At 68.4% G+C, this 25,556-nt stretch carries 24 protein-coding genes; 17 read left to right on the top strand and 7 right to left on the bottom strand.

Features of this window, described 5'->3' with window-relative positions; all coding sequences use genetic code 11:
* Positions 1-61: 61 nt before the first annotated feature.
* A complete protein-coding gene (locus P8A18_RS06180; protein ID WP_306052460.1) occupies positions 62-1,585 on the bottom strand; it encodes a TldD/PmbA family protein in 1,524 nt (507 codons plus the stop codon).
* Positions 1,586-1,805: 220 nt separating this feature from the next.
* Here P8A18_RS06180 and P8A18_RS06175 point away from each other — a divergent pair, with 220 nt between their 5' ends.
* Genes P8A18_RS06175 through P8A18_RS06165 form a run of 3 tightly spaced genes read left to right on the top strand, consistent with a single transcriptional unit; the run spans position 1,806 to position 8,640 of the window.
* Entirely contained in the window at positions 1,806-5,489 is a 3,684-nt protein-coding gene (locus P8A18_RS06175; RefSeq protein ID WP_306052458.1) for a DEAD/DEAH box helicase family protein, read from the top strand.
* Positions 5,486-7,012: a restriction endonuclease subunit S gene (locus tag P8A18_RS06170; protein WP_306052456.1), complete on the top strand. Its 1,527-nt coding sequence runs from the start codon at positions 5,486-5,488 to the stop codon at positions 7,010-7,012. The genes P8A18_RS06175 and P8A18_RS06170 overlap by 4 nt, the downstream gene beginning before the upstream one ends.
* A gap of 8 nt (positions 7,013-7,020) precedes the next feature.
* A complete protein-coding gene (locus P8A18_RS06165; RefSeq protein ID WP_306052454.1) occupies positions 7,021-8,640 on the top strand; it encodes a class I SAM-dependent DNA methyltransferase in 1,620 nt (539 codons plus the stop codon).
* A 66-nt stretch (positions 8,641-8,706) separates the two neighbouring features.
* Here P8A18_RS06165 and P8A18_RS06160 read toward each other — a convergent pair whose 3' ends face one another.
* From P8A18_RS06160 to P8A18_RS34255, 3 genes are read right to left on the bottom strand one after another with little or no spacing between them, the layout of a single operon-like run.
* Positions 8,707-8,928 carry a DUF397 domain-containing protein gene (locus tag P8A18_RS06160; RefSeq protein ID WP_306052452.1) on the bottom strand — a complete coding sequence of 74 codons (222 nt, stop codon included), beginning with the start codon at positions 8,926-8,928 and terminating at the stop codon, positions 8,707-8,709.
* Positions 8,925-9,329 (bottom strand): DUF5753 domain-containing protein, encoded by a 405-nt coding sequence (locus tag P8A18_RS34260; protein ID WP_371933642.1) that lies wholly within the window; start codon positions 9,327-9,329, stop codon positions 8,925-8,927. The genes P8A18_RS06160 and P8A18_RS34260 overlap by 4 nt, the downstream gene beginning before the upstream one ends.
* Positions 9,265-9,795: a Scr1 family TA system antitoxin-like transcriptional regulator gene (locus P8A18_RS34255; protein WP_371933641.1), complete on the bottom strand. Its 531-nt coding sequence runs from the start codon at positions 9,793-9,795 to the stop codon at positions 9,265-9,267. Before P8A18_RS34255 ends, P8A18_RS34260 begins: the two co-directional genes overlap by 65 nt.
* A gap of 157 nt (positions 9,796-9,952) precedes the next feature.
* Between P8A18_RS34255 and P8A18_RS06150 the strand changes: the two genes are divergently transcribed.
* From P8A18_RS06150 to P8A18_RS06110, 9 genes are all read left to right on the top strand, one after another.
* On the top strand, positions 9,953-10,108 hold the full coding sequence (locus tag P8A18_RS06150; RefSeq protein WP_306052450.1) for a hypothetical protein: 156 nt from the start codon (positions 9,953-9,955) through the stop codon (positions 10,106-10,108).
* 6 nt (positions 10,109-10,114) lie between these two features.
* Entirely contained in the window at positions 10,115-10,423 is a 309-nt protein-coding gene (locus P8A18_RS06145; protein ID WP_306052446.1) for an ATP-binding protein, read from the top strand.
* A gap of 206 nt (positions 10,424-10,629) precedes the next feature.
* Positions 10,630-12,135: an HsdM family class I SAM-dependent methyltransferase gene (locus P8A18_RS06140; RefSeq protein ID WP_306052444.1), complete on the top strand. Its 1,506-nt coding sequence runs from the start codon at positions 10,630-10,632 to the stop codon at positions 12,133-12,135.
* A 59-nt stretch (positions 12,136-12,194) separates the two neighbouring features.
* Entirely contained in the window at positions 12,195-14,351 is a 2,157-nt protein-coding gene (locus P8A18_RS06135) for an AIPR family protein (protein ID WP_306052442.1), read from the top strand.
* A 92-nt stretch (positions 14,352-14,443) separates the two neighbouring features.
* The gene (locus tag P8A18_RS06130) at positions 14,444-14,728 is read left to right on the top strand and encodes a type II toxin-antitoxin system Phd/YefM family antitoxin (protein WP_306052441.1); all 285 of its coding nucleotides are present in this window, start codon (positions 14,444-14,446) and stop codon (positions 14,726-14,728) included.
* 5 nt (positions 14,729-14,733) lie between these two features.
* A complete protein-coding gene (locus tag P8A18_RS06125) occupies positions 14,734-15,120 on the top strand; it encodes a type II toxin-antitoxin system VapC family toxin (protein ID WP_306052439.1) in 387 nt (128 codons plus the stop codon).
* A 126-nt stretch (positions 15,121-15,246) separates the two neighbouring features.
* Entirely contained in the window at positions 15,247-15,966 is a 720-nt protein-coding gene (gene fabG / locus P8A18_RS06120) for a 3-oxoacyl-[acyl-carrier-protein] reductase (protein ID WP_018553366.1), read from the top strand.
* Between the two features lie 5 nt (positions 15,967-15,971).
* Positions 15,972-16,739, top strand: a complete 768-nt coding sequence (gene fabI, locus P8A18_RS06115; protein ID WP_306052436.1) for an enoyl-ACP reductase FabI — start codon at positions 15,972-15,974, stop codon at positions 16,737-16,739.
* 173 nt (positions 16,740-16,912) lie between these two features.
* Positions 16,913-17,290, top strand: coding sequence for a hypothetical protein (locus P8A18_RS06110; protein WP_306052434.1), 378 nt, complete (start codon positions 16,913-16,915; stop codon positions 17,288-17,290).
* A 32-nt stretch (positions 17,291-17,322) separates the two neighbouring features.
* On the opposite strand, the gene P8A18_RS06105 is transcribed toward P8A18_RS06110, so the two are convergent.
* Positions 17,323-18,009 (bottom strand): FadR/GntR family transcriptional regulator, encoded by a 687-nt coding sequence (locus tag P8A18_RS06105; RefSeq protein WP_018553369.1) that lies wholly within the window; start codon positions 18,007-18,009, stop codon positions 17,323-17,325.
* A 101-nt stretch (positions 18,010-18,110) separates the two neighbouring features.
* On the opposite strand from P8A18_RS06105, the gene P8A18_RS06100 reads away from it, so the two are divergent.
* The 4 genes from P8A18_RS06100 (at position 18,111) to P8A18_RS06085 (ending at position 20,515) form a co-directional block, all read left to right on the top strand.
* Positions 18,111-19,421 carry a CynX/NimT family MFS transporter gene (locus P8A18_RS06100; protein WP_306052432.1) on the top strand — a complete coding sequence of 437 codons (1,311 nt, stop codon included), beginning with the start codon at positions 18,111-18,113 and terminating at the stop codon, positions 19,419-19,421.
* Between the two features lie 26 nt (positions 19,422-19,447).
* On the top strand, positions 19,448-19,558 hold the full coding sequence (locus P8A18_RS06095) for an SGM_5486 family transporter-associated protein (protein WP_018553371.1): 111 nt from the start codon (positions 19,448-19,450) through the stop codon (positions 19,556-19,558).
* Positions 19,559-19,703: 145 nt separating this feature from the next.
* Complete coding sequence (locus tag P8A18_RS06090) at positions 19,704-19,910, top strand: hypothetical protein (protein WP_306052430.1); 207 nt, start codon at positions 19,704-19,706, stop codon at positions 19,908-19,910.
* Between the two features lie 86 nt (positions 19,911-19,996).
* Positions 19,997-20,515 carry a SixA phosphatase family protein gene (locus P8A18_RS06085; RefSeq protein WP_306052428.1) on the top strand — a complete coding sequence of 173 codons (519 nt, stop codon included), beginning with the start codon at positions 19,997-19,999 and terminating at the stop codon, positions 20,513-20,515.
* Between the two features lie 85 nt (positions 20,516-20,600).
* Here the strand turns inward: P8A18_RS06085 and serB are convergent, their stop codons facing one another.
* Entirely contained in the window at positions 20,601-21,857 is a 1,257-nt protein-coding gene (serB, locus tag P8A18_RS06080) for a phosphoserine phosphatase SerB (protein WP_306052426.1), read from the bottom strand.
* 229 nt (positions 21,858-22,086) lie between these two features.
* Between serB and P8A18_RS06075 the strand changes: the two genes are divergently transcribed.
* The gene (locus P8A18_RS06075; RefSeq protein WP_306052424.1) at positions 22,087-24,615 is read left to right on the top strand and encodes an ABC transporter ATP-binding protein/permease; all 2,529 of its coding nucleotides are present in this window, start codon (positions 22,087-22,089) and stop codon (positions 24,613-24,615) included.
* A gap of 85 nt (positions 24,616-24,700) precedes the next feature.
* Here the strand turns inward: P8A18_RS06075 and P8A18_RS06070 are convergent, their stop codons facing one another.
* Positions 24,701-25,438: a transglycosylase SLT domain-containing protein gene (locus P8A18_RS06070; RefSeq protein ID WP_306052422.1), complete on the bottom strand. Its 738-nt coding sequence runs from the start codon at positions 25,436-25,438 to the stop codon at positions 24,701-24,703.
* Positions 25,439-25,556: the final 118 nt, after the last annotated feature.

Below are 25,556 nucleotides of genomic sequence, written 5' to 3'. Positions count from 1 at the left end.
TTGAGGCTGTGCTCTCCCGGGGGGCGACCCCCGGACCCCCAGCCGGTCCCGTGGTCGCGGCTCATCGCCCGGCCTCCTGCGTCGTATTCAGAATGTTCACGCCTCGGAAGAGGGCGGAGGGGCAGCCGTGCGAGACGGCCGCTACCTGGCCCGGCTGGGCCTTGCCGCAGTTGAAGGCGCCGCCCAGGACGTACGTCTGCGGGCCTCCGACCTTCTCCATCGAGCCCCAGAAGTCCGTCGTCGTCGCCTGGTAGGCGACATCGCGCAGCTGTCCGGCGAGCCTGCCGTTCTCGATGCGGAAGAACCGCTGCCCGGTGAACTGGAAGTTGTACCGCTGCATGTCGATGGACCACGACCGGTCGCCGACCACGTAGATCCCCCGCTCGACCCCGCCGATCAGGTCCTCCGTGGACAGCCCGCCCGGGTCCGGCTGCAAGGACACGTTCGCCATGCGCTGCACGGGGACGTGGCCCGGGGAGTCCGCGTACGCGCACCCGTTGGACCGGCCCAGGCCCGTCAGCTTCGCGATCCTGCGGTCCAGCTGGTAGCCCACCAGCGTCCCGTCCTTGATCAGGTCCCAGGACTGCGCCTCGACGCCCTCGTCGTCGTAGCCGATCGTCGCGAGCCCGTGCTCAGCGGTGCGGTCGCCCGTCACGTTCATCACGGGCGAGCCGTACGCCAGCTTCCCCAGCTGGTCGAACGTGGCGAACGAGGTCCCCGCGTACGCCGCCTCGTAACCGAGCGCCCGGTCCAGCTCGGTGGCGTGGCCGATCGACTCGTGGATGGTCAGCCACAGGTTGGACGGATCCACGACCAGGTCGTACGTCCCCGCCTCGACGCTCGGCGCCCGCATCTTCTCGGCGAGCAGCCCCGGGATGCGCTCCAGCTCCGCGTCCCAGTCCCAGCCGGTCCCGGTCAGGTACTCCCAGCCCCGCCCGGCCGGCGGTGCGATGGTGCGCATCGAGTCGAACTCACCGGTCGCCGCGTCCACGGCCACCGCGCTGAACTGCGGATGCAGCCGGACGCGCTGCTGCGTGGTGACCGTGCCCGAGGTGTCCGCGTAGAACTTGTTCTCGTGGACGGTCATCAGCGAGGCGTCCACATGCGCCACGCCCTCGGCCGCCAGCAGCCGCGCGCTCCACTCGGCGAGCAGTCCCGCCTTCTCCTCGGCGGGTACGTCGAAGGGGTCGACCTCGTATGCCGAGACCCAGCTCCGCTCCCCGTGCGACGGCTCGTCCGCCAGCTCCACCCGCTCGTCGGAACCCGCCGCCGCGATCACCTTCGCCGACAGCTTCGCCATGGCGACCGCCTGCGAGGCCACTCTCGCCGCGGCGTCCATCGTCAGATCGACGCCCGAAGCGAACCCCCAGGCCCCGCCGTGCACGACCCGCACCGCGTACCCGAGGTCCGTGGTGTCGGAGCCCCCGGCGGGCCGGGCGTCCCGCAGCCGCCAGGTGGCGCTGCGCACCCGCTCGAAGCGGAAATCGGCGTGCGCCGCCCCGAGCGCCCGCGCGCGAGCCAGCGCCGCGTCGGCGAGGGCCCGCAAGGGCAGCGCCGTGAAGGACGGATCGATCTCGTTGGCCATGTAGAGCCTCCCCATAGAGTCATGGCGCGGTCCGAGTGAGTGAATCATGCGCCGACGGGTGCGGCGTGGCTTTCCCTGCAGGGGCAATCGGAATCGCAGCAGGGTGCGCAGTGAGGTGAAAGCCGCAGCATCACGGCCGGGTCGCCCGTTAGGCTCGACGGGTGATCACGGCGTACGAGTGGAAGCAGCCCTCGTACTGGCGGAAGGCTGGAATCAACGCATGAGCAGCACGGACGGGGTTTCGCGGACGTCGGATCCCCGGCTCGTACGTCTGGCCGGACAGTCCCGCAACTTCGGCTTTTTGCTGCCGCACCTTCCGCTGCTTGTCGCCTATGGAACCGCCGCCGAGAGCCACGTTTTCAGCGACCCGAACACATCCCTGATCAAATCCCGCCAGTTCGCGGAGGCCATGGCGGCCGATCTCGTCAGCCGAGGGCGGGTCCGGGCAGAGGGCACCACCCAGTTCGACCGGCTGCGGGCTCTGGACCGGGAGGGCTACCTCCACGGCGACGTGGGCACCGCCTTTCACGAGGTCCGCACCCTCGGCAACGACGCCAACCACTCGGGGCTCGACAGCGCCGACGACGCGTTCCGAGCTCTGCGTACCTGCTTCCGCCTCGGAGTCTGGTATCACCGACTGCTCACCGGCTCACGTGAGCAGCTGCCGTTCGTACCGCCCAGCCCCGACCACACCCCCGCCGCCGAGAACGCGCGTCTCGTGCAGGATGTTGCCCAGGCACGCAGGGAGCTGGAGGAGGCCCGTCTCAGCTATCACGACCAGGCATCCCAGGCCCAGGCCGAACAGGCCGCCCGGAGCGCCGTCGAACGCGAGCTCGCCCAGGCGCAGGCCGAGCGCGAGAATATGGCCCGTGCGGTCGCTGCCATGCAGCACCGGCTCAAGGAATTCCAGGCCGCCGCCGAGGCGACCCAGCTCGACCGCCGTCACACCGCCACCATTGACCGAGCCGCCGCCTCGGCCGCCGTCGCGGAGCGGGCCCGCCTCCTCGACAACGCCGAGCAGGCATCCCGAGAACCACTCAGCGAAGTGCAGGTCCGCAAGCGACTCGACGCCATGCTCGTGGCAGCGGGCTGGGACGTTCAGGACGGCGGCGCGGACCTCAACCTTCACATCCAGGGCGACCGACGGGGCAACGGTGTCGCCGTCCGAGAGGTCACCACAGCCCGGGGCCGCGCCGACTACGCCCTCTACGTCGACCGCAAGCTCGTCGGCGTCATCGAGGCCAAGCGTGAAGGCGCGGACCTCTCCGCCGCCGAGGCCCAGGCCGATCGCTACGCTGACAACCTCACCGGTGCCCAGCAGCGCTTCAGCGCCTGGCGCACCCCGCTCCCGTTCCGCTACGTCAGCGATGGCGGCGAGACCCGCTTCCGGTCCGTCCTCGACCCGGACTCCCGCACCCGCCGCATTTTCTCCTTCCACCAGCCGCGCACCCTGGCCCGCTGGGTACGCCAGGCCGAGGAGGACGAGCAGGCCCCCAGCTACCGGGCCCGACTGTGTCACCGCATGCCCGAACTCGACGAACGCCCCCTACGGCCCGCGCAGATCGAGGCCGTACGCGGCGTGGAGAACTCGCTGGCCCTGGGCAAGGGGCAGCAGGGCATGGGCCAGGCCCGTGCCCTCGTTCAGATGGCCACCGGCGCCGGCAAGACATTCACGGCCGTCACGTTCTCGTACCGAACCCTCAAGCACGCCCGCGCCGAGCGCGTCCTGTTCCTGGTGGACCGCAACAACCTCGGCGCGCAGGCGTTCGCCGAGTTCGAGAACTTCAAGACTCCGGACACCGATCGCAAGTTCGCCGACCTCTACAACGTCCAGCGTCTCGGTGCGGAGGGCATGCTCACCTCCTCCAAGGTCGTGATCTCCACCGTGCAGCGCCTCTACATGGAACTCACCGGCGCGATCCTGCCGGGGGCCGCACAAGGGGACGGGGAGGTCGAGTACGACATCGATGTGCCCGGCGGCATCGAGGTCGGCTACAACGCGGACATCCCGCCGGAGGCCTTCGACCTGATCATCGTCGATGAGTGCCACCGTTCCATCTACGGCAAGTGGCGCTCAGTCCTCGAATACTTCGACGCCCCCATCGTCGGCCTCACCGCCACCCCCGTCGCTCAGACCTTCGGCTATTTCAACGGCAACCTGGTCAGCGAGTACTCGTACCAGGAGGCTGTGGCCGACCGCGTCAACGTCGACTTCTCCGTCTACGAGATCAACACGCGCGTCACCGCTGAGGGTGGCGTCATAGCGCAGGGGACCATCCCGGTCCGTGACCGCCGCACGCGCCGTCAGCGCTATGAGGACATCGATGAGGACATCGCGTACGGAGCGAGCCAGGTTGGTGTCGGGGTCATCAGCAAGGACCAGCTTCGCACGGTCGTCCAGACCTTCCACGACCGGCTGTTCACGGAGATATTCCCCGAGCGGGCGAAGCGTGACCAGGCCACGGGAGCCCTGCTGTGGGACGAGATGTACGTGCCCAAGACGCTGGTCTTCGCCAAGAACGACAACCACGCGGAGGAGATCGTCGAGGTCGTCCGCGACGTCTTCGGCAAGGGCAACAACTTCTGCGCGAAGATCACCAGCGCGGCCCGTAACGCCGCCGAACGCCTGGCTGCCTTCCGGAACCTGCCTGACCTGCGGATCGCTGTGACGGTCGACATGATCGCCACCGGCACGGACGTCAAACCGCTGGAGTGCCTGCTCTTCCTGCGGGACGTCAAGAGCTGGGCCTACTTCGAGCAGATGAAGGGCCGCGGGGCCCGGACTCTGTCTCTCACGGAGTTCGAGAAGGTCACTCCCGGCGTGGGCCCGAAAACCCGCTTCGTGATCGTCGACGCGGTCGGTGTGACGAAGAAGCCGAAGGTCGACGCGGCACCGCTGGAACGCCACACCGACAAGCAGATCAGTCTGGAGAAGCTCCTCCGCAAGACCGCCGCGAACACCATCGAGGAGGAAGAGGTCTCCACCCTCGCGGCCCGCCTCGCCAAACTCGACGTCCAGATGACGGACGAGGAACGTGCCGAGATCCAGCGCCTGAGCGGTGGACTGGAGCTGACGAGGATCGTCCACGGAATGGTCGACGCCGTCTCGGCGGACCGGCAACTGGAGGCCCGCGAGGCCGCCCAGCACGCCGGCCGCGATCCCGAGCACGCGGTACGCGACCTCATCGAACGGGCCGTGCGGCCACTCGCCGCCCAGCCACCGCTGCGCGCCCGACTGCTGGAGATGCGGCGAGCGAAGGACATCCTCTACGACGAGACCGGCACGGACGAACTGCTCGGGGCGGGCGCGGTCGTGGAGGACGAGGACTCGGCGTCGCGGACCGTCCGGGACTGGCGCCAGTACATCGCCGACAACCGGGACGAGATCGCGGCCATGTCCATCGCGTTCAGCGCTGGCTCGGACGTGTCACCGAGCGCCGCCATGAACAGGCTCGACGACGTGGCCCGCAGCATCGCTCGCCCACCGCGCGCCTGGACCCCGGACCGGCTCTGGCAGGCGTACGAGCGGCTCGGCGAGGCGGTGATCGACGGCGCCCGTCGCACACGTACGACCTCCGACCTGCTGGCCTTGCTCCGTTACGAGCTCGCGGGCGGCGCGGAGCGGGGGGCACCGGCTCCACGTCCGTACGAGGAGCTCGTACGCGAGCGCTACCAACGCTGGATCGCCGGCCAGGAACAGGTGGGCAACCGGTTTACGACGCGTCAGCGCTGGTGGCTCGACCGCATCGCCGAAGCGACGGCCAGGCGTGTACGCTTCGACACCGCCGACCTGGATTATCCCCCTTTCACCACACGCAATGGTACGGACGGCTTCATTGCTGAATTCGGGGGGACACGGGCCGAACACATCATCACCGAACTGGACAGGGAGCTGAGCGCGTGACGACCGACTCGGGAACGGGGCCGGAGCCGGAGGGCTCGGGGGCCGAGGAGGGGGTTGCGGGGGAGTTGCCTGCGGGGTGGGTTTGGGCGACGCTCGGAGAATTGGGGGTCGAGGCACAACCGGGCTTCGCCAGCGGTAAGCACAATCGCGATGGTGTTGGAATCCTCCATCTCCGCCCGATGAACATCACCCGCAATGGAGTCTTGGATGCGCGGGATGCGCGGTTCGTTGCTGATGAGACCGGCAGGCGTGTTGAGCGAGGCGATGTTCTTTTCAATAACACGAACAGTCCGGTGCTGGTTGGGAAGACGGCTTGGGTCGACTCCATTCAGCCGCTCGCATTCTCGAACCACATGACTCGGTTGCGTGGACCGGAGGGGCTGGACGGGAGGTTCCTGGCAGTGCAAATGCACCACTTGTGGGCCACTGGGTACTTCAAGTCGATCCTGAACAACCACGTGAACCAGGCAAGCGTGTCGCGCAAGGCCCTCCTGGGTACAGTGATTGTTGTCCCGCCTCTCGCCGAACAGCACCGCATCGTCGCCAAGCTGGACGATCAGCTGGCGCATATTGACGCGGGAGAGGGGGCCGTGCAGGCTGCTTTGACTGCCTCCGCAGTTTTGGAAGACGTAATCACCGGAAGAGGTGCATGCGGCGGACTGGACGGAGTTGAGTGTTTTCCTGCCTCGCTTGAACCCGCAGATGCTGATGACGGCGTACTTCCTGATCTCCCGCTCGGATGGAAATGGGCGCGTCTCGGGGAAATTGCGGATGTGGTCGGGGGAGTCACGAAAGATGGAAAAAAGCAGAGTGACCCCGAGTACGTTGAAGTCCCGTACCTTCGGGTTGCGAATGTGCAGCGTGGACGCCTTGTTCTTGATCGCGTGGAAAAAATCAGGGTGCCCGCGAAGAAAGCTCAGTCTCTGAAGCTTGAATTCGGTGATGTCCTCCTCAATGAGGGGGGAGACCGGGACAAGCTGGGACGCGGGTGGATCTGGGAAGAGCAGATAGAGGACTGCATTCACCAGAATCACGTCTTTCGTGCGCGCGTCAGAGGGGACGTGCTCGACCCCAGATTGCTTGCCTGGCATTCCAATGCATTCGGTAAGAATTGGTGTGATCGAAATGGGAGGCAGACGGTCAATCTTGCCTCCATCAGCCTTCGAACAATCAAGCTGATGCCTGTCCCTGTTCCACCAAAGTTCATTCAGGGAGAACTGGTCAAGGCTATTGAGAGTCACCTAGCGGAGGCGAAATCTGCCCAGCAGGTGATTCAGGGCGTGCGCGAGCAGGGCGAAGGGCTGCGCAGCGGCCTCCTCCACGCCGCCTTCACCGGCACCCTCGTCCCCCAGGACCCCGACGACGAGTCCGCGTCCGCCCTGCTCGACCGGATCCGCGCGCAGCGGGCCGCCGACACCAAACCGGCCAAGCGCAAGCGCGCGCCCCGCAAGACTTCCCCGGCTGCACCCGAGACCTCCGGCCGACCGGTTCCGGCCGGTACCCAGGACACACTTCCCCTGTGAGAACGATCATGAGCAGCAGTACCGAGACCCCGGCCTCCGAGAGCCCCACCAACGCGGAGACCGAGTCCGCACCCGGCGCGGACACCCCCCGCGAGGCCGGGGTCAAGAACAAGACCAAGGCCGCCCCGGCGGCAGCCCCGGTCTCGACCTCCACCCTCGTCAACCGTCTCTGGTCGTACTGCGAACTGCTTCGCCACTCCGGCGTCTCCACGCTCGACTACGTCGAGCAGCTCACGTACCTCCTCTTCCTCAAGATGGCCGACGAGCGTGCGAACCGCCCGGCCGTCTTCCGGCGCAACATGCCCGAACAGCCCCTCGTGCCCGAGGGACGGGACTGGAAGAGCCTGATGACCCGGTCCGCCGAGGCGCTGCTCGACCACTACGAGTTCATCCTCAAGGATCTCGGCCAGCGCGGCGGCACCATGCTCGGCGAGGTCTTTACCAAGGCGCAGAACAAGATCCAGGAACCCGCGGTCCTCGAACGGCTGATCAAGGACCTGATCGATCCCCATACCTGGACCACCGAGAACCAGGACCTCAAGGGCGACGCCTACGAAGGGCTCCTCCAGCGCGGAGCCGAGGACCGCAAGACCGGTGCGGGCCAGTACTTCACACCCCGCCCCCTCATCGACGCGATGGTCGACTGCGTCCAGCCGAAGCCTGGTGAGACCATCACCGACCCCGCCTGCGGCACCGGCGGCTTCCTCATCGCGGCGCACGCCCACCTCGTTCAGCACTACGAGGACGAGCTGTACGGCGACAAGGGGCGGGCCCTCCAAACCGGTGCGATCACCGGCTACGAGCTCGTCCGCGAGACCGGCCGCCTCGCCCTGATGAACATGCTGCTGCACGGCATCGGAAACTCCGAGGCCAAGCCGCTCATCACCATTCAGGACTCACTCGCCCGCCCCCCGAAGCGGCATTACGACATCGTGCTCGCCAACCCGCCCTTCGGTGTCGGCTCGGTGACCGGTGAGTCGTACACGGCTCGCACCGACTTCTGGGCGCAGACGACCAACAAGCAACTCAACTTCGTCCAGCACATCTACAACCTGCTGAAGACCAACGGCCGGGCAGCCCTCGTCCTCCCCGACAACGTCCTCTTCGAGAGCGGTGCCGGCGAGACCATTCGCAGGAACCTTCTCAACCTCTGCGACGTCCACACCCTGCTGCGCCTGCCCACCGGCATCTTCTACGCCAACGGCGTCAAGGCCAACGTCCTGTTCTTCGACAAGACGGGCCAGCGCACCGGAGGCCGCCCCGGCACCCGCAAGCTCTGGGTCTACGACTTCCGCACCGATCAGCGCTTCACGCTCAAGCAGCGCCAACTTGGCCGCCAGCACCTCGACGACTTCGTCGCCGCCTACCACTCCGGCGGCACGGGCTTCACCAAGCGCACCCCGAGCGACCGTTTTCGTGCCTACGACTACGACGAGTTGATCGCACGGGACAAGACCAACCTCGACCTCACGGTCCTCAAGTCCGATTCCAGCACGACCGCGACATACGCGTCGCCGGACGTGATCGCTCAGGAGATCGTCGACGAACTCGAAGTGGCACTGGCCGAGTTCACCGCCGTGGCCCAGGCGTTGAAGAAGGACGTGCCGCCGCCGGTCGGTGACACGTAGGAATGGACGGCGGGCCCGTGGTTCAGGAAGAACCACGGGCCCGCCGTCGTGCCCTGCTCCACGGGCTCAGAGCTCGCCCGCTATCACGCCTGCCCGGAACGCGGCCCACTCCGACGCGGTGAACCGCAGCGGTTCCCGTTCCGGGCTCTTGGAGTCCCGTACGGCCCGTGCGCCGTGCGGCAGTTCGGCGACCTCGACGCAGTCGTTCTCACCTGCGCTCGCAGACGCCTTGTGCCACTTCGCGGCAGACAGATCCTCCGCGTACAGCTCCGCCTTTGGTTCCTTCACCTGCGACTTTCCTCTTCCAATCGTGTGATGAGGGCCATCGAGTCATCCACCGGGAGTGCTGCCGCGACGATGCGCTCGAAGGCGTCGGCGAAGACCTGTACTTCGTCGACGCCCTCAACGTAAGTCGCCCCGATGAGATTCTCCAAGAGAACGACGTCCGGCACCGGACCGGGAAAACCAACCAGGTTGAAGCCGCCGGCGCCACCTGGGTGAGGGGTCGCGGCCAGGGGCATGACCTGAAGGGTGACACTGGGCAACTCGGCAATGTCCAACAGGCGCCGCAACTGGTCGCGCATGGTGTCGGGCCGCACTGCGAACCGCTGGTACAGGACCGCTTCATGGAGAACGGCCCAGAACTTCATAGGGCCATCGGGCCGGGTGAGTACCGCCTGCCGCGCCATGCGTACCTCGGACAGAGCAGCAACCTCTCCCGGAGTACGGGTGGTTGCGTTGGCGTTTACGGGTCTCGCGCGCGTATCCAGCCGTCTGGAGCAGACCTGGGACCAGGAGCGGGCTCCAGACGTGCAAGCTCTCCGCGTCCGATTCCAGGGAGATGCAGTCCGCGTACGCCTGGGCCACCATTCTACTGTCGGTCTGCCACCAGCGCTGCTTTCGTGCGTCTTTGGCGAGGCCTTCCAGAGCGTTCACGACATCGGGATCTGTTACCCCGTAGACCTTGAGCAGCGGAGCGACGTCGGCCGGGCGGATGTGGCCGTTGGCGGTCTCGATCTGAGACAGCTTCGGGCCCAGCCAGCCGAGCTCAGCGGATGCCGCGTCGAGACTCAGCCCGGTCGTGTTGCGGTACCTGCGTAGGGCTTCGCCGAGTCGTCGGCGTCGAACGGTAGGTACGGGGCGTGCGTTTGGCATTCAAGGAGCCTCTCAGCGGAAAACCTTGACGGTCCAGGGGAATAGAGGTTCGATCCATCATATTGGGTGATAGACTTGCGGGTTTATATGAATGAAGGGCACCTTCAGGTGAGCGTAGGGCGGGCAGAGTTCGCCCCCTTCCGACGTAGGAGCCCCCATGCCCCACTCCCTCGGCTGGTACCACACCCCCACCCCCACTGGCTTCGTCCTCCGCCTCTCCGCCACTCCAGACCATCTTCGCGCCACCCGCGCCCTGATCGGCAAGACGCTCGCCGACGCGGGTGTCGGCGAAGGGCGGGCGCACGCGGCGTAGTTGGTGATGTCCGAACTGTTCGGGAACGCGGTGCGGGCCTGTGGCGACTTCCTGCCGCTCGTCGCCGAGGTGGCCGTGGAGCCGTCGCGGGGGTACGGCGAGGGGGCGGAACGCGGGGTGCGGGTCAGGCTGCACGATCCGTACCGGCTGGCGCTGCCCGTGGCCGGCGGCGTGCGGATGGACGACCCCGAGGCGGGGTCGGGGCGCGGGTTGCCCACGATCGACCTGCTCGCGCCGGGGTGGCGGGTCGAGGGCACGCCGGTGGGGAAGCAGGTGCGCTGCCGGATCCCGGGAGAGGGGGAGGCAGGGGCCTGACAGGTCTTCTCGTCACCGACCGTCAATCTTGTCGTGCTGATCGTGAAGGTATGCCTACGATGGGAGGGAGTTGATCGCCTGCGGCCCGGTCGTCCGGTCCGATGCGTTGCCGAGAGCCTTGGCCGCCGTAGTCGGCGTCTGCCCAGGACGGTGAGCGGCCGGCCGGCGCATCCACTCGAACCGGGACGCACGAGGGCGGGCGAGGCATGGCGGCAGAGCGCGACGGAATCGGGGCCAGGGGGCCAGAGACGCACTGGACGGCGAAGGGAATCTTCGAACGCTGGCAGCGTTTCTACGAACTCAAAACCAGCGCCAAGGCGCTGACCCGACTGGAATTCACCGAGCACATCGCCTACCTGCTCTTCCTCAAGATCGACCACGAACACACCCAGCGATCCGGGATGTTCGCAAGCCGGCCGATCGCCCCGGCGGAGAGCTGGCCGTGCCTCGTACTTGCCAGCGGGGAGGATCTGCACGCAGCACTGACCCGGCTGATGACGGAGCTCGGCAGGCCGAATCCGGAGGACCCGCGGAGGGCCATCGCCAGTGTCCTGTTCCAGGAGTCCCGTCCCTGGCCTGTGGACCGGATGGCAGAACTCGGACGGCTGATCATCGAGGAGTTCGACCCGTACCGCTGGGCGGACGTGAAGCGGGACGAACTCGGTGCGGCCTTCTCCCTGTTGATCGGAGGCTGCCGCGACGACATCCGGGCCAAGCGGGAGACGGGCCAGTTCCTTACCCCTCCGTACCTGCTGAAGGTCATTGCCGAGGCGCTCGCCCTCGCCCCTCAGGACCGGGTGATCGACACGGCCGTCGGGGCTGGTACCAGTCTGATTGCCGCGCACCGGGAGATGGCGGCGCACGGGGACCGCGTCGACGCCTCCGCCATAGCTGGTGCCGACATCGACGTGCAGATGTGCCGCCTGGCGACGATGAACGTGCTGCTGAACACCGGACGGCAGTTCCACGACGTGCCCCCGGTCCTGCGCGCGGACTCGCTCAGGGTGAAGGACCGGCTGGTTCGCCGGCACGAACGGGACGTGGCCGCGACGGTCGCCATCTGCAACCCGCCGTTCAAGAGCGTGGAGACGAACACCGAGCAGCGGGACGACTTCTGGGCGCAGAACGCCACGCTTCCGGCCAACTTCCTCCAGCACCTGGCCATCACCCTGCCCCGAGGCGCCCGGGCGGCCGTCTTCGTCCCGGACGGTGTGCTGTTCCAGCGTGGTGCGGCGGCCGCAATCCGCAGGGAGCTGCTGAAGAACTGCACCGTGCACACTCTGCTGCGCCTGCCGACCGGCATGTTCCACGACACCAACTCGAAGTCGAACGTTCTCTTCTTCACCAAGTCGGTGAGGCGTCCGACCGGTGAGCCGAACACCGACGAGCTATGGGTGTACGACGCTCGCGACATCCACCACACGGACACCGAGAATCCGCTTTCCGAAGACGACTTCGCGGAGTTCCTGGAGGCGTTTCGGCCCGGGGAGGAAGGATTCACCGGCCGCACCGAATCGTCGCGCTTCAAGCGCTACGACCGTGATGCCGTACGGAAGATCCTGAACAGTTCCGGCGTCAGCCTCGACCTGCGAGCCAACCTCGCCGAGGCACAGGGCGACTCCGGCGATCCACGCGACATCGCGCGCTCGATCATCGACCACCTCGGCGACGCGCAGCGGAGCTTCGAAGCAGTGCTGGATTCCCTCGGCTGAGACTGCCGTCCTCGTATCCGCACCCGTCACCCACACGCATTCGGCCGGACAGGAAGACCATGAACGCCGCCCCTCAGCAGCCCGATGTCCCCACTCAGGTCCGCCAGACCGAGCGCGCCTTCGACGAAACGTATGCCGACCTCATCGACATGAGCGACTTCGGTAACCGGCCGCCGAAGCAGACCGCGCCGGCCTTCCGCTCCCGCGCGCTGGCGGCGCACGCTGTGCGGCTTATGACGGGGTGGACGGCCGAGCAGGCGGCAGAGTGCGTCATCGACGGGGGCCAGGACCAGGGGATCGACGCCATTGCCATCGACGAGGCAGCGGCACGCATCCACCTCGTCCAGGCCAAATGGAGTCCGAAGGGGACGGCCACCGCGGACGAGACCGCCGTGCAGAAGCTCTTCGCGGGACTGACCCTCATCGACTCCGGAGAGGCCGCCCAGTTCAACCCGCGCGGTCAGATACTCGCCAAGCGAGCCCATGAGCTGATCGGTGAGAAGGCGACCCGGATCACGCAGGTGATCGTCCTCATGGGAACCGAGCCTCCCGCACCGGGCGTGTTGCGGGCCCTCAAGAACGGCGAGAGCGAATTCAACTCCCACGGCGACTACGTCGATCACGAGTTCCTGCGCGCCCCGGAGGTCCATGCTCTCGTGCGCGAGGACCAGCAGAGTGAGCCCGTCACCCTGGAAGTGATGCTGCGCCCCTGGTTCAGTGTGTCCTCGCCCTATGTCTCGTACGAGGGAATCGTGCAGGCGGAGGAGATCGCGACCTGGGCTGAGCACGGCAACGAGCTGTTCGCCCGCAACATCCGTAATCCGCTGGGGCTGACCCCCATCAACAAGGAACTGGTGGACACCCTCACCGAGGAACCGTCCCACTTCTGGTACTTCAACAACGGTGTCACGGTCCTATGTGACGCCGTAGACGCGGTGCCCGCGTCGCAGAAGTTCCCTGAACGTGGCCACGTCCGGCTCACTGCCCACGGCGCCAGCGTGGTGAACGGAGCCCAGACTGTGCGCTCCGTAATCGACGCGGCCCAGCAGGCGGAGGAAGCCGAACTCGCCCAGGTGACCGTCCGCTTCATTGTCACCGGCGGCGACGCCGAATTCGCAAACCGGACCACCCAGGCCACCAACCGGCAGAACCACATCACCGAACGGGACCGCATCGCCCTCGATCCCGTCCAAGCGGAGCTCATGGCAGATTTCCGAGCTGAACTCGGCCTCGACTACAGCGTGCGCCGTAGCGAACTCGAACCGCAGGGCGATGAGGGCTGCTCCGTCGTGGAGGCGACGTGCGCGTTGGCTTGCGCCCATACCGGGAGCCGGTTCGCCGCGCGGCTCGTGGCGGCTGGTTCCACCGATGTGCTGTGGGAACGGGGTGGCAGCGGCATTTACGACCCTCTTTTCCGCTCGGTGCCGGGTGTGTACGAGATCTGGAATGCAGTAAAGGTCCTACGGGCGGTGCGGACGGCTCTGCGTACAGAGCGCGAGCAGTACACCGGGCGGGCGGCCGCTGCGGTAGACGACGGTGCCTTCCTCATCGCCCACCTGGTGTTCCGGTGGCTGCTCGCTCAAGACGCCGGAATGGGGGAACCGGACCAGACTCTGGCCTGGGCCGCTGAAGCGGTGGCCCAAGCCCCGGGTGTCGTCAAGCGGGTGGTCCCCGTGCTTGTGCAGGTTCTGGACGACGAGGTGGGTCCCCGGACCAGTGTGCAGCGACTGTGTGCCGACCCTGGGCAGACGGCGGAGGTTGTCACCGCCGTGCTGGCAGTTCTGGACGGGGGAGGGGCCGCAGACGCTGCGGCGAAGTACCGGCGACAGGCAAACAAGCCGCGTAAGACACGCAGGCCCAACGCCGTGCATGTGATCGTCGACAGTGGTGCGCTTGACGAAGGTGCCCCCCTGAACCTTGCCCTGTATGTCCAGCCCGAGAAGGACGCGCTGGCGGACTGGCTCGCTGCGAACCCGCGACGGGCACTCGCGAAATGGACCAACACCAACCGGGCCCGCCCCGTCGTCTGGGCCGCCGATGGACTCTCGTACTCGCCCACCGGGCTCATCGCACGTATGTGGGAGCTGGCCGGCTGGGAAGGGCGCCCGGTCTCGAACCAGGGCACCGCCCGTTGGGCCACCCAGGACGGGGAGACGCTGGCAGGCCTCGCCCGGAGGCTTCTTGACAGCCTGGAGAAGGACAAGGACGCAGAGTGACGGCCAAGGGGGGTTGGGGCGGCCAGCCGCAAGTCGAGTCTCACATTTGTGGGTACAGTCGAATCTAAGTAGGCACGACTCTAGGGGCCGCCATGAGCACCATTTCCGTCCGAGAGTTCTCGTACAACCCCAGTGCGGTCTTCGCCCGGGTCGAGAAGGGCGAGGCGATCGAGGTCACCCGGCACGGCAATGTGATCGCGATACTGTCACCGGCTGGCAGTCCTATGGAGCGGTACGCGCACCTGGTGGCGCAGGGAAAGATCAAGCTGAAGCCGGTTACCGCCGCCGAGCGGGACAGCATGCCGCACTACGAGGTGCCGGAGGGCGTCGACCCCATGGCGCTGCTGCTGGCCGAGCGCGAAGAAGACGACCGTTGATCTACATGGACACGTCCGCCCTCGTCACCTGGATGACCCGGCGGAGCCACTGGGGTGCGCTCGACGCCTTTCTCCAGGAGAAGGCTGTGGAGCCGCTCGCCACCAGCACACTCGGCTTCGTGGAGACAGTGCGGACGCTGGACCTCATGGGGCATTTCCCAAAGGCCATGGAGGACCTGGACGCTCGGATCACCGAGGTTCTCCTCACCCGTGAGGTGCGTGACGCGGCGGCTCTGCTGGTCGGGCGTCTGAGGACGCTGGACGCGATCCACGTGGCCAGCGCGCTCTCGTTGCGGGACGATCTGACCGCCCTGGTCACCTACGACCGGAGGATGCTCGAAACCGCGCGTGCCGCGGGGCTGTCGGCTCACGCCCCCGGTCTGGCGGACTGAGGGGGCGGGTCACTGTAGGAACCCCACAGTGACCGGGGGGAGGCCCTGTCAGGGGGCGATTCCCCGCGGCGCGGGCGGTACCGATAGGTTTTCGAGGTACCAGACCGCTATCGAAAGGGTGATCCGTTGAGCCGCTCGGTTCTCGTCACCGGAGGAAACCGGGGCATCGGCCTCGCCATCGCCCGCGCTTTCGCCGACAACGGCGACAAGGTCGCGATCACCTACCGTTCCGGCGAGCCACCCGTGGCGCTCACCGATGCCGGTGTTCTCGCGGTCCGTTGCGACATCACCGACACGGAGCAGGTGGAGCAGGCCTACAAGGAGATCGAGGAGAAGCACGGCAACGTGGAGGTGCTGGTCGCCAACGCCGGTATCACCAAGGACCAGTTGCTGATGCGGATGTCCGAGGACGACTTCACGTCCGTACTCGACACCAACCTCACCGGCACCTTCCGGGTCGTCAAGCGCGCCAACCGCGGCATGCTGCGCGCCAAGAAGGGCCGCGTGGTCCTCATCTCCTCGGTCGTCGGCCTCCTCGGCTCGGCAGGCCAGGCCAACTACGCCGCGTCCAAGGCCGGTCTGGTCGGCTTCGCCAGGTCGCTGGCGCGCGAGCTCGGTTCGCGCAACATCACCTTCAACGTCGTCGCGCCCGGCTTCGTCGACACCGAGATGACGCAGGTGCTCACCGATGAGCAGCGCAAGGGCATCCTGTCCCAGGTGCCGCTGGCGCGTTACGCGCAGCCCGAGGAGATCGCCGCGGCGGTGCGCTTCCTCACCTCCGACGACGCGTCGTACATCACTGGAGCCGTCATTCCCGTTGACGGCGGATTGGGCATGGGTCACTGATCACCATGAGCGGAATTCTCGACGGCAAGCGCATCCTCATCACCGGGGTGCTGATGGAGTCGTCCATCGCGTTCCACGCCGCCAAGGTGGCCCAGGAGCAGGGCGCCGAGGTCATTCTGACCGCGTTCCCCCGGCCCACGCTGACCGAGCGCATCGCCAGGAAGCTGCCCAAGCCGGCCAAGGTCATCGAGCTGGACGTGACCAACACCGAGCACCTGGACCGCCTCGCCGGCCTGGTGCGCGACGAGCTGGGCTCGCTGGACGGCGTCGTGCACTCCATCGGCTTCGCGCCGCAGGACGCGCTCGGCGGCAACTTCCTGAACACCCCGTTCGAGTCGGTCTCCACGGCGATGCACGTCTCGGCGTTCTCGCTGAAGTCGCTCGCCATGGCGTGCAAGCCGCTGATGAGCGAGGGCGGCTCGATCGTCGGCCTCACCTTCGACGCCCAGTTCGCCTGGCCGCAGTACGACTGGATGGGCCCGGCCAAGGCCGCGCTGGAGGCCACCTCCCGCTACCTCGCCCGTGACCTGGGCCCGGACGGCATCCGCTGCAACCTGATCTCGGCCGGACCGCTCGGCTCCATGGCCGCGAAGTCCATCCCGGGCTTCGACGGGCTCGCCGACGTGTGGAACACCCGCGCGCCGCTCGCCTGGGACATGAAGGACCCGGAGCCGGCCGGCCGCGGCATCGTCGCGCTGCTCTCGGACTTCTTCCCGCGGACGACCGGCGAGATCATCCACGTCGACAGCGGCGTGCACATGATGGGCGCCTGACCGCTCCGCCGTACGCACCGGCCGCGCACCGCCTCCCCGGAGGCGGTGCGCGGCCGTTTCCGTGCCCGGTACGGGCTGAGGGCGCTCAGGTCGAAAAGCCGGCCGATCCACCGCAGAATGTGGAGGAACCGGACTTCCAACCGGACTTCTGGTCAGGCGGGGAGGAGATCGCTGTGCGTCGCACACATCGCCGAACCCGGTCCCTGCTGGCGTCCGGCGCGGCCGTCGCCGCACTCCTCGTCCCGGCCGGCCTGTACGCGGCCGGTCATGTGGGTGCCGCCGCCGGCGCCGCCGCGCCCCCCGCCCCCAGCCCCGAACCCTCCGGCGCCGAGTGCCGTACGGCCGTCCACGGTTCCCGGGTCGTCGCGTACTGCCACAACCCGTACCCCTCGGCCGACCGGGTCCAGCTGCACACCGAGTGCGCCCGGTGGTGGGACATCGACGCGGACTCGGCACCGGTCGAGGTCGGACCGGGCCGGACCGTACGCCTGGACGACCGCTGCTGGAAGGAAGTCGCCGCGGTGTGGATCACCCACGCGACGAGTGCCTGAGGGCTGTCCCGCCAGGAATTGCGGGACAGCCCTCAGACGCCCGTCCGGCCCCGGTCCGCCAGGCAGGTCAGCGCGTGGGCGGCCGCCTCGGCCGCCGCCGTCTCCGCGTCGCCCGCGCGGATCGCCTCGACCAGCCGGCCGTGGTCCATGTGGTTCTCCGGCCGCAGCTCACGGCCGACGTCGACCCGCAGGTAGTCCCGCAGCAGATCGCCCAGGTCGGCGTACAGCCCGGTCAGGACGTCGTTGTGGGAGGCGGCGACCACGGCCAGGTGCAGGGTCGCGTCGGCGGCCACGAACGCCTCGGCGTCCCCCGCCGCCCAGGTCTCCTCCCGGCGCCGCATGAGCGCGTCCAACTGCTTCAGATCGCGCTCGGTGCGCCGGGCGGCGGCCAGGCGGGCGGCCGACGACTCCAGCGTCGAGCGCAGCTCGGCCACGTGCCGCGGGTCGGCGGTGGCGAACCGGCGGTGCATCACGCCGGCCAGCTCGCTGGTGGCCACCACATAGGTGCCCGAGCCCTGCCGGATGTCGAGGAGGCCGTTGTGCGCGAGCGCGCGCACCGCCTCACGGACGGTGTTACGGGCCACCCCCAGCTGCTCGACCAGCTCGGGCTCGGTCGGAATACGGGAACCCACCGGCCACTCACCCGTGGTGATCTGGTTCCTCAGCTGGGCAATCACCTGGTCGGCGAGTGCCGAACGCCGCGTGGACGTCAGCGCCATGGTGCTCCTCGGTCGCAACTTCTCATGGGCCTGGATCTTCTCAGGGTTCGGTGGGTGGACGGAATGGACAACCAATCATCCCATGATTCTATGATGACCTCATGCGTGACGACGAAACCATTCCCCAGACCGCCACCGGGACCCTGAGCCCCACCACCCCGGCAGCCCCCGCCCGGCGGACCGGCACATCGCCGTGGACGCTGCGCCTGGTGGCGATCGCGCTCGTCCTCACCGCGCTCAACCTCCGCCCCGCCATCACCAGCCTCGGCGCCCTCCTCGAAGAGGTCCGGGACGGGCTGCACATGAGCGGCAGCGTGGCCGGTGTCCTCACCTCCGTACCGCCGCTGTGCTTCGCGGTCTTCGGCGTCATGGCACCCCGGCTGGCCCGCCGCTTCGGGCCCGGCGCGGTGGTCTGCGCGGGCATGGTCGCCATCACCGCGGGCCTGGTGATCCGGCCCCTGATCGGCGGCACCGCGGGCTTCCTCGCCGCCAGCGCCCTGGCCCTCATGGGCATCGCCGTCAGCAACGTCCTGATGCCGGTCATCGTCAAGCGCTGGTTCCCCGACCGCGTCGGCTCCATGACCGGGCTCTACTCCATGGCCCTGGCCCTCGGCACCTCGCTGGCCGCCGCCGTGACCGTGCCCCTGACCGACGCCATGGGCGGCAGCTGGAAGGCCGGCCTCGGCATCTGGGCCGTCCTGGCCGCCGCCGCGATCCTGCCCTGGCTCCCGCACGTACGGAACCGGTCCGGTGACCGGGGACAGCCCGCGGCCGACCGGGGCACGCCCGCGGCCGAGGCGCGGTCCGGTGCCCGCCTGCCGCAGGCGGCCGCCCTCCGGATCACCCGCAGCCGCACCGCCTGGGCCCTCGCCTGCTTCTTCGGCCTCCAGGCCACCGCCGCCTACATCACCATGGGCTGGATGCCCCAGATCTTCCGCGACGCCGGGGTCTCCGCCGGCACGGCGGGCGTCCTGCTCGCGCTCACCATGGCCATGGGCGTCCCGCTCGCCTTCGTGATCCCGCGCGTCGCCGCCCGGATGAAGAACCAGGGCCCGATCGTCGTCGTCCTCGGCGCCTGCGGCCTCGCCGGCTACGCGGGCCTCTACCTGGCCCCGTCCGGCGGTGCCTGGGCCTGGGCGCTGCTCCTGGGCATCTCCAACTGCGCCTTCCCGCTCGCCCTCACCATGATCGGCATGCGGGCCCGCAGCGGCGCCGGCGTGGTCCGGCTGTCCGCGTTCGCCCAGTCCACCGGCTACCTGATCTCGATCCCCGGCCCGCTCCTGGTCGGCGTCCTCTACCAGCACAGCGGGGGCTGGGGGCTGCCCATCGCGCTGATGGCCGCCCTCATGGTGCCGCAGATGGCCGCGGGCATCCTGGCCGGCCGGGACCGGACGATCGAGGACGAATCCTGAGATGCGAGACTGGGGCCATGTCACCTGTGCTCGATCCGAATCCCCAGAACGGTCAGAAGAAGCTGCTCCTCGTCTTCGGGGCGATGCTGCTGATCACGGTCGTCGTCGGAGTCATCGCCTCCATCGCCTCCCCGTGACGCCGCCCGGCGGCGGGGGTGGGGCTAGCACCACCGTCCCCTAGGGGGCCAGGGTCAGGGTGAAGTGGGTGGGTCACCGGATGGGAGCGGCGCCTCCGCATCCGTAGGTTCTGAGTACCAGAACCGACCACCCACGGAGGCGGACATGCCGGCCCGTACGCACCCCCGGACCACCCAGCCGGATGCGAGCAGCGTCGATGTCCGGCTGCCGTGGTGGGCCATCGCGCTGCCCGCCGTCGCCTTCGCCGCGCTCCTGCTCCTGATCGCCGGACCGGGCCAGGCGCACGCCGCCACCGGAGACTCGTCGACCGGCCAGTTGCTCCAGCGAATCGTGGAGCTGCTGGTCCGCTGACGCCCGGCGCCCGGGGCGGTGAGGCTCCCGGGAGAAGGCTCCAACACCCTGCGCCAGCTGGCACATTTCATGCGAAGCTGAGATGTATGAGCGCCGATACATCTCGCAGGATCGTCCTTCTCAGGCATGCCAAGGCGGAATGGTCGCAGGAGTCCGACCACGAGCGGCCCCTCGCCGAGCGCGGCCGCACGGACGCCCCCGTGGCGGGCCGCAAACTCGCCGATTCGGGGATCGTCTTCGATCTGGCCCTCTGCTCGACCGCCGTCAGAACGCGTGAGACGTGGAAGCTGGCCGTGCACGAGATGCCGCAGCGCCCGAAAACCGTGTACGAGGAGCGGATCTACGAGGCCTCGCTCGGCGAACTGATCGCTCTGGTCGACGAGACCCCGGACGACGTCTCCAACCTGCTGGTCATCGGCCACAACCCCGGCATGCACGCCCTCGCGGACGCCCTCTCCGGCAGCAGCGAGGGCGACGCGCTCGCCCGGCTGGCCCGCGGCGGCTTTCCGACCGCGGCCTTCGCCGTCGTGGAGTTCTCCGGCCCCTGGAAGACCGTGGAGCACGGCGTCGGCCGGCTCACCGCCTACTGGACCCCCAACGACTGACCGGCCACGCGTACGCACAGGGCCCCGGCGCACACCGCGAGGTGCGCGCCGGGGCCCTGTCCGCTTTCCCGGCGGGGGAGGGAGGCTACTCGACCAGGCCGTCGGCCGCCTCCACCTCCTCGCGGGTGACGCCGAGCAGGTAGAGCACGGTGTCCAGGAACGGCACGTTCACCGCCGTGTGCGCGGCCTCGCGGACCACCGGCTTGGCGTTGAAGGCGACCCCGAGCCCGGCCGTGTTCAGCATGTCCAGGTCATTGGCCCCGTCGCCGATCGCCACCGTCTGCGCCAGCGGCACCCCCGCCTCGGCGGCGAAGCTCCGCAGCAGCCGGGCCTTGCCCGCCCGGTCGACGATGTCCCCGGTCACCCGGCCCGTGAGCTTTCCGTCGACGACCTCCAGCGTGTTGGCAGAGGCGAAGTCGAGCCCCAGGCGCTCCTTCAGATCGTCGGTCACCTGCGTGAACCCGCCCGAGACCACCCCCACTTGGTAGCCGAGCCGCTTCAGCGTACGGATCAGCGTCCGGGCGCCCGGCGTCAGCCGCACCTCGGAGCGGACCTTGTCCACCACCGACACGTCGAGCCCCGCCAGCAGCGCCACCCGGGCGTGCAGCGACTGCTCGAAGTCCAGCTCGCCCCGCATCGCCCGCTCGGTCACCTCGGCGACCTCGGCCTCGCAGCCGGCATGGGCCGCGAAGAGCTCGATCACCTCGTCCTGGATCAGCGTCGAGTCGACGTCCATCACCACGAGCCGCTGCGCCCGGCGGCTCAGCCCGGCCGAGACGACCGCCACGTCCACGCCGATACCCGCGGCCTCCGGCGCCAGCGCGCTGCGCAGCTCCTCGGTCCCCGTACCGGACACCGCGAACTCGACCGCGGTGACCGGATACTTCGCCAGCCGGAAGACGCGGTCGATGTTGCCGCCGGTCGAGGTGATCCGGGCCGCTATGGCGGCGGTCGACTCCGCGGTCAGCGGGTGCCCGAGCACCGTGACATGGGAACGGCCGTAGCCGCGCGGCCGGTTGTCACCCGTACCGGAGATGATCTCGGCCTGGAGCTTCAGCGACTCGGCCCAGCTGTGCACGGTGGCCCGCAGGTCGCCCTCGGTGGTCCCGCCCGCGGTGGGCGCGGTGACCAGCGCGCACAGGACGATACGGCCACGCGTGACGACCTGCTCGATGTCCACGACATCGACCGAGTACGCGGCGAGGGTGTCGAAGAGGCCCGCGGTGATCCCGGGGCGGTCCTTCCCGAAGATCTTCACCAGAAGGGTCGGAATGTCCGGACCCTGCGGTGTTACGGGAGGCTCAGGAGACGGGGAGGACTCAAGGGGCTGCGATGCGCTCATGGTGCCTCCCACCGTATCGGTCCGCGCGCCGCCCCCGGCAGCCCGTCCCGAGTGCCGGACAGCGCGTCCCGCACGCACCGGTCCGTCCCTTTGGCCACGCTATGCAGGTCTCGGTGAGGTCACCCTGCGCCGCCCGGCTTTCGTATCGGGGACGGGTCCTGGAATAGTTCCCCACGATGTTCAGCATCCCTAGACTCCCTGCAACGGGGGTAACACGGGGGACAACTAGGTGGGGCGCGGAGTGCCGGAACTCGTACTGGAATTGAATGGCAGGACCTGGACGCTCGATCCGTCCAGGTCGTACACCCTGGGACGTGATCCGCAGGGGGACATGACGATCGACGACGCCAGGGTGTCGTGGCGGCACGCCACGATCAGCTGGAACGGCCGCAGTTGGTCCATCGAGGACCACGGCAGCACCAACGGCACGTACCTGCACGGTCAGCGGATCCAGCAGGTGGAGCTCGCGGCCGGCTCCACCGTGAACCTGGGCAACGCCACCGACGGGCCCCGGCTCGCCTTCAGCGGCGCCGGTGTGTACAGCGGACAGGCCGCCGGGGGCGCCGCCGCACCCGTCCAGCCGCAGCAGGCCCCGCCGCAGCGGCCCCAGCAGGGCCCCGGCCCGCAGCAGGGCTGGCAGCAGCCGCAGCAGCCGCAGCAGCCCCATGTGCCGCAGCAGCAGGGCATGGCACAGGGCCCGCCCGGACCGGGAGCCGGCGCTCCCGCCGGGACGCCCCCGGTGTACGGGGACCGCAGCCCGACCACGTTCCACCAGCTGGCGCTCGGCCGGGTCATGCGGATCGGCCGTGCCCTGGAGAACGAGCTGGTCGTCTCCGACCTCCAGGTCTCCCGGCACCACGCCGAATTCCACGCCACCCCGGACGGCCGCTTCGAGATCCGGGACCTCGGATCGCACAACGGCACGTACGTCAACGGCCAGCCGCTCTCCAAGTCCGGCTCGGCCCTCATCGGCCCGAACGACATCGTCGGCGTCGGCCACTCCACGTTCCGGCTCGTCGGCGACCGGCTGGAGGAGTTCGTCGACACCGGCGAGGTCTCCTTCGCGGCCCGCCACCTCACGGTGACGGTCGACGGCGGCAAGCAGATCCTCAAGGACGTCTCCTTCGGCGTCCCGGAGAAGTCGCTGATCGGCGTCATCGGCCCGTCCGGCTCCGGAAAGTCCACCCTGCTCAAGGCGCTCACCGGCTACCGGCCCGCCAACCAGGGCGACGTCCTCTACGACAACCGGAACCTCTACAAGCAGTTCGCCGAGCTGCGCCAGCGCATCGGCCTGGTCCCGCAGGACGACATCCTGCACAAGGAACTGACCGTCACCCGCGCCCTCAAGTACGCGGCCAAGCTCCGCTTCCCCGCGGACACCACCGAGGCCGAGCGCCAGTCCCGCATCCACGAGGTCCTCGCCGAGCTCAAGCTCGACGTCCACAAGGACAAGAAGGTCACCTCGCTCTCCGGCGGCCAGCGCAAGCGCGTCTCCGTGGCGCTCGAACTGCTCACCAAGCCGTCGCTGATCTTCCTGGACGAGCCCACCTCGGGCCTCGACCCGGGCATGGACCGCGACGTCATGCAGCTGCTGCGCGGCCTGGCCGACGACGGCCGCACGGTCCTGGTCGTCACGCACTCGGTGGCCGAGCTGGCCATCTGCGACAAGCTCCTGGTGATGGCGCCGGGCGGCGCCGTGGCCTACTTCGGCCCGCCGGACGAGGCGCTGAACTTCTTCGGCTACACCAGCTGGGCCGACGTCTTCTCGGCGTTCGAGAACTACCGCGACTACGACTGGTCGGGCCGCTGGCGCGGCTCGCAGCACTACCAGATGTACGCCGCCGACATCGACGCCGTCGCCGTGCAGTCCGTGCACATGCCGCCGCCGCAGCAGATGCGCCCGCCGAAGCCGCAGGGCTGGGGGACGCAGCTGTGGACGCTGATGCGCCGCTACGTCTCGGTGATCGCGTCCGACAAGGGCTTCATGGGCCTGATGGTGATCCTGCCCGCGGTGCTCGGCATCGTCAGCGTGGTCATCCCGTCGGACTACGGCCTCGCCCCGCCCAAGCCGCCGCACAAGTTCAACAGCGACGCCGGAACAATCATGCTGATCCTGGTGATCGGCATGACCTTCTCGGCCGCGGCCAACTCCGTACGCGAACTGATCAAGGAACGCGTCATCTACGAACGGGAACGGGCCACCGGCCTCTCCCGCTCCGCCTACCTGATGTCCAAGGTCATCGTCCTCGGCGTGATCACCGCGATCCAGGGCGTCATCATCTGCGGCATCGGCTTCGCCACCCGCGACCTGCCGGCCGAGGGCCTGATCATGCCGCCGGCCGTCGAGATCTGCCTGACGATCATCGCGCTCGGCTTCACCTCGATGATGTTCGGCCTGGTCATCTCCTCGCTGGTGAAGACCTCCGAGAAGACCATGCCGCTGCTGGTCATGTTCGCGATCGTCCAGGTCGTCTTCACCGGCATCCTCTTCCAGGTCTACGGATCGCCCGGCCTGGAGCAGTTCGCCTGGCTGATGCCGTCCCGCTGGGCGATCGCGGGCGCGGGCACGACGCTCGACCTCGCCCACCTCATGCCGCCGTGGGACCAGAACAACCCCACGGACCTGGACCCGCTGTGGGAGCACTCGGCGAGCCAGTGGGGGATCAACATCACGGTGCTGCTCTTCCTCGGCGTCATCTGCGGCTTCGCGGTCGCACGGCTGCTGCGCCGCCACGAGCCCGAGGTCATGCGCAAGTAACCGGGCCGTACGCACGCCGGAGGGCGGCACCCCACGCGGGGTGCCGCCCTTCGGCATGTGCCGTCGGCGTACGGATCGCTGCGGATCAGTACGCGCTGTTGACGTTGTCGATCGAGCCGTACTTGTCGGCGGCGTAGTTGGCCGACGCGGTGATGTTGGCGACCGGGTCGTACTGCGTGTGCGGGGTGCCGGAGACGTGGTAGTAGTCGAACGTCGGCTTGATGATCTGGAGCAGACCGATCGACGGAACACCGTTGATCGCGTTGATGTCCCAGTCGTTGATGGCGTTCGGGTTGCCGCTGGACTCACGGATGATGTTGCGGTGCAGGCCCTCGTAGGTGCCCGGGATGCCCTTGGCCTTCATGATGGACAGGGATTCCTTGATCCAGCCGTCCAGGTTGTTCCCGAAGGCGTGCGTACGGGCGGACGAGCGGCTCGCGGACTGGTCGCCGCGCGAGGCGGCGGCCTTGCGGGCCTTGGCCTTCGCCTTCTTCAGCTTGGCTTTCTTGGCCTTCGCCTCGGCCTTCTCCTTCACCGCGGAGGCCTTCTTGGCCTTGGCGGCGTCGGCGGCCTTGACCAGCTTCTCGGCGGTCGAGTGCTGCTCGATGAGGCTGTCCTGGATGGCCTTGGTCTGCTTGGAGGCGGCGGAGTCGAAGATGACCGGAGCAGCGGAGAGTGCCTGGGGCTCGGTCTCGGCCTCGGCGTTACCGGGCACCAGGGACAAGGAGAGGGCAGCGGCGGCGACGGCGGACACGCCGGCGGCGGAGAGCTTCTGGGTCTTGTTCAGGCGGCGGAGACGGCCGGTGATGCGGGACGCGGACATACAGGCTTACCTCTTCGTATTCGCGGGGGTCCTCACGGAGGACGAAGACGGGAGCGGCTACGCATCTCCGTCGGGGACGAGAGCAATTCTTAGCGCCGGCAAAATGCCATGGCAAAGG

This window comes from Streptomyces sp. Mut1 (assembly GCF_030719295.1).
In the GTDB taxonomy this organism is placed as follows: Bacteria; Actinomycetota; Actinomycetes; order Streptomycetales; family Streptomycetaceae; genus Streptomyces; species Streptomyces castrisilvae.
The sequence above is the reverse complement of the archived record's forward strand: the minus strand, read 5'-3'. Positions and strand labels throughout refer to the sequence as shown.

What these genes read in the sequence shown, in the direction of transcription:
- P8A18_RS06125 (WP_306052439.1), top strand. Translation starts at nt 14,734, where the DNA reads ATGGACACGTCCGCCCTCGTCACCTGGATGACCCGGCGGAGCCACTGG.
- P8A18_RS06180 (WP_306052460.1), bottom strand. Translation starts at nt 1,585, where the DNA reads ATGGCCAACGAGATCGATCCGTCCTTCACGGCGCTGCCCTTGCGGGCC.
- P8A18_RS06085 (WP_306052428.1), top strand. Translation starts at nt 19,997, where the DNA reads ATGAGCGCCGATACATCTCGCAGGATCGTCCTTCTCAGGCATGCCAAG.
- P8A18_RS06130 (WP_306052441.1), top strand. Translation starts at nt 14,444, where the DNA reads ATGAGCACCATTTCCGTCCGAGAGTTCTCGTACAACCCCAGTGCGGTC.
- P8A18_RS06150 (WP_306052450.1), top strand. Translation starts at nt 9,953, where the DNA reads ATGCCCCACTCCCTCGGCTGGTACCACACCCCCACCCCCACTGGCTTC.
- serB (WP_306052426.1), bottom strand. Translation starts at nt 21,857, where the DNA reads ATGAGCGCATCGCAGCCCCTTGAGTCCTCCCCGTCTCCTGAGCCTCCC.
- P8A18_RS06105 (WP_018553369.1), bottom strand. Translation starts at nt 18,009, where the DNA reads ATGGCGCTGACGTCCACGCGGCGTTCGGCACTCGCCGACCAGGTGATT.
- P8A18_RS06135 (WP_306052442.1), top strand. Translation starts at nt 12,195, where the DNA reads ATGAACGCCGCCCCTCAGCAGCCCGATGTCCCCACTCAGGTCCGCCAG.
- P8A18_RS06070 (WP_306052422.1), bottom strand. Translation starts at nt 25,438, where the DNA reads ATGTCCGCGTCCCGCATCACCGGCCGTCTCCGCCGCCTGAACAAGACC.
- P8A18_RS06175 (WP_306052458.1), top strand. Translation starts at nt 1,806, where the DNA reads ATGAGCAGCACGGACGGGGTTTCGCGGACGTCGGATCCCCGGCTCGTA.
- P8A18_RS06165 (WP_306052454.1), top strand. Translation starts at nt 7,021, where the DNA reads ATGAGCAGCAGTACCGAGACCCCGGCCTCCGAGAGCCCCACCAACGCG.
- P8A18_RS34255 (WP_371933641.1), bottom strand. Translation starts at nt 9,795, where the DNA reads ATGCCAAACGCACGCCCCGTACCTACCGTTCGACGCCGACGACTCGGC.
- P8A18_RS06100 (WP_306052432.1), top strand. Translation starts at nt 18,111, where the DNA reads ATGCGTGACGACGAAACCATTCCCCAGACCGCCACCGGGACCCTGAGC.
- fabI (WP_306052436.1), top strand. Translation starts at nt 15,972, where the DNA reads ATGAGCGGAATTCTCGACGGCAAGCGCATCCTCATCACCGGGGTGCTG.
- P8A18_RS06140 (WP_306052444.1), top strand. Translation starts at nt 10,630, where the DNA reads ATGGCGGCAGAGCGCGACGGAATCGGGGCCAGGGGGCCAGAGACGCAC.
- P8A18_RS34260 (WP_371933642.1), bottom strand. Translation starts at nt 9,329, where the DNA reads ATGGCGCGGCAGGCGGTACTCACCCGGCCCGATGGCCCTATGAAGTTC.
- P8A18_RS06145 (WP_306052446.1), top strand. Translation starts at nt 10,115, where the DNA reads ATGTCCGAACTGTTCGGGAACGCGGTGCGGGCCTGTGGCGACTTCCTG.
- P8A18_RS06090 (WP_306052430.1), top strand. Translation starts at nt 19,704, where the DNA reads ATGCCGGCCCGTACGCACCCCCGGACCACCCAGCCGGATGCGAGCAGC.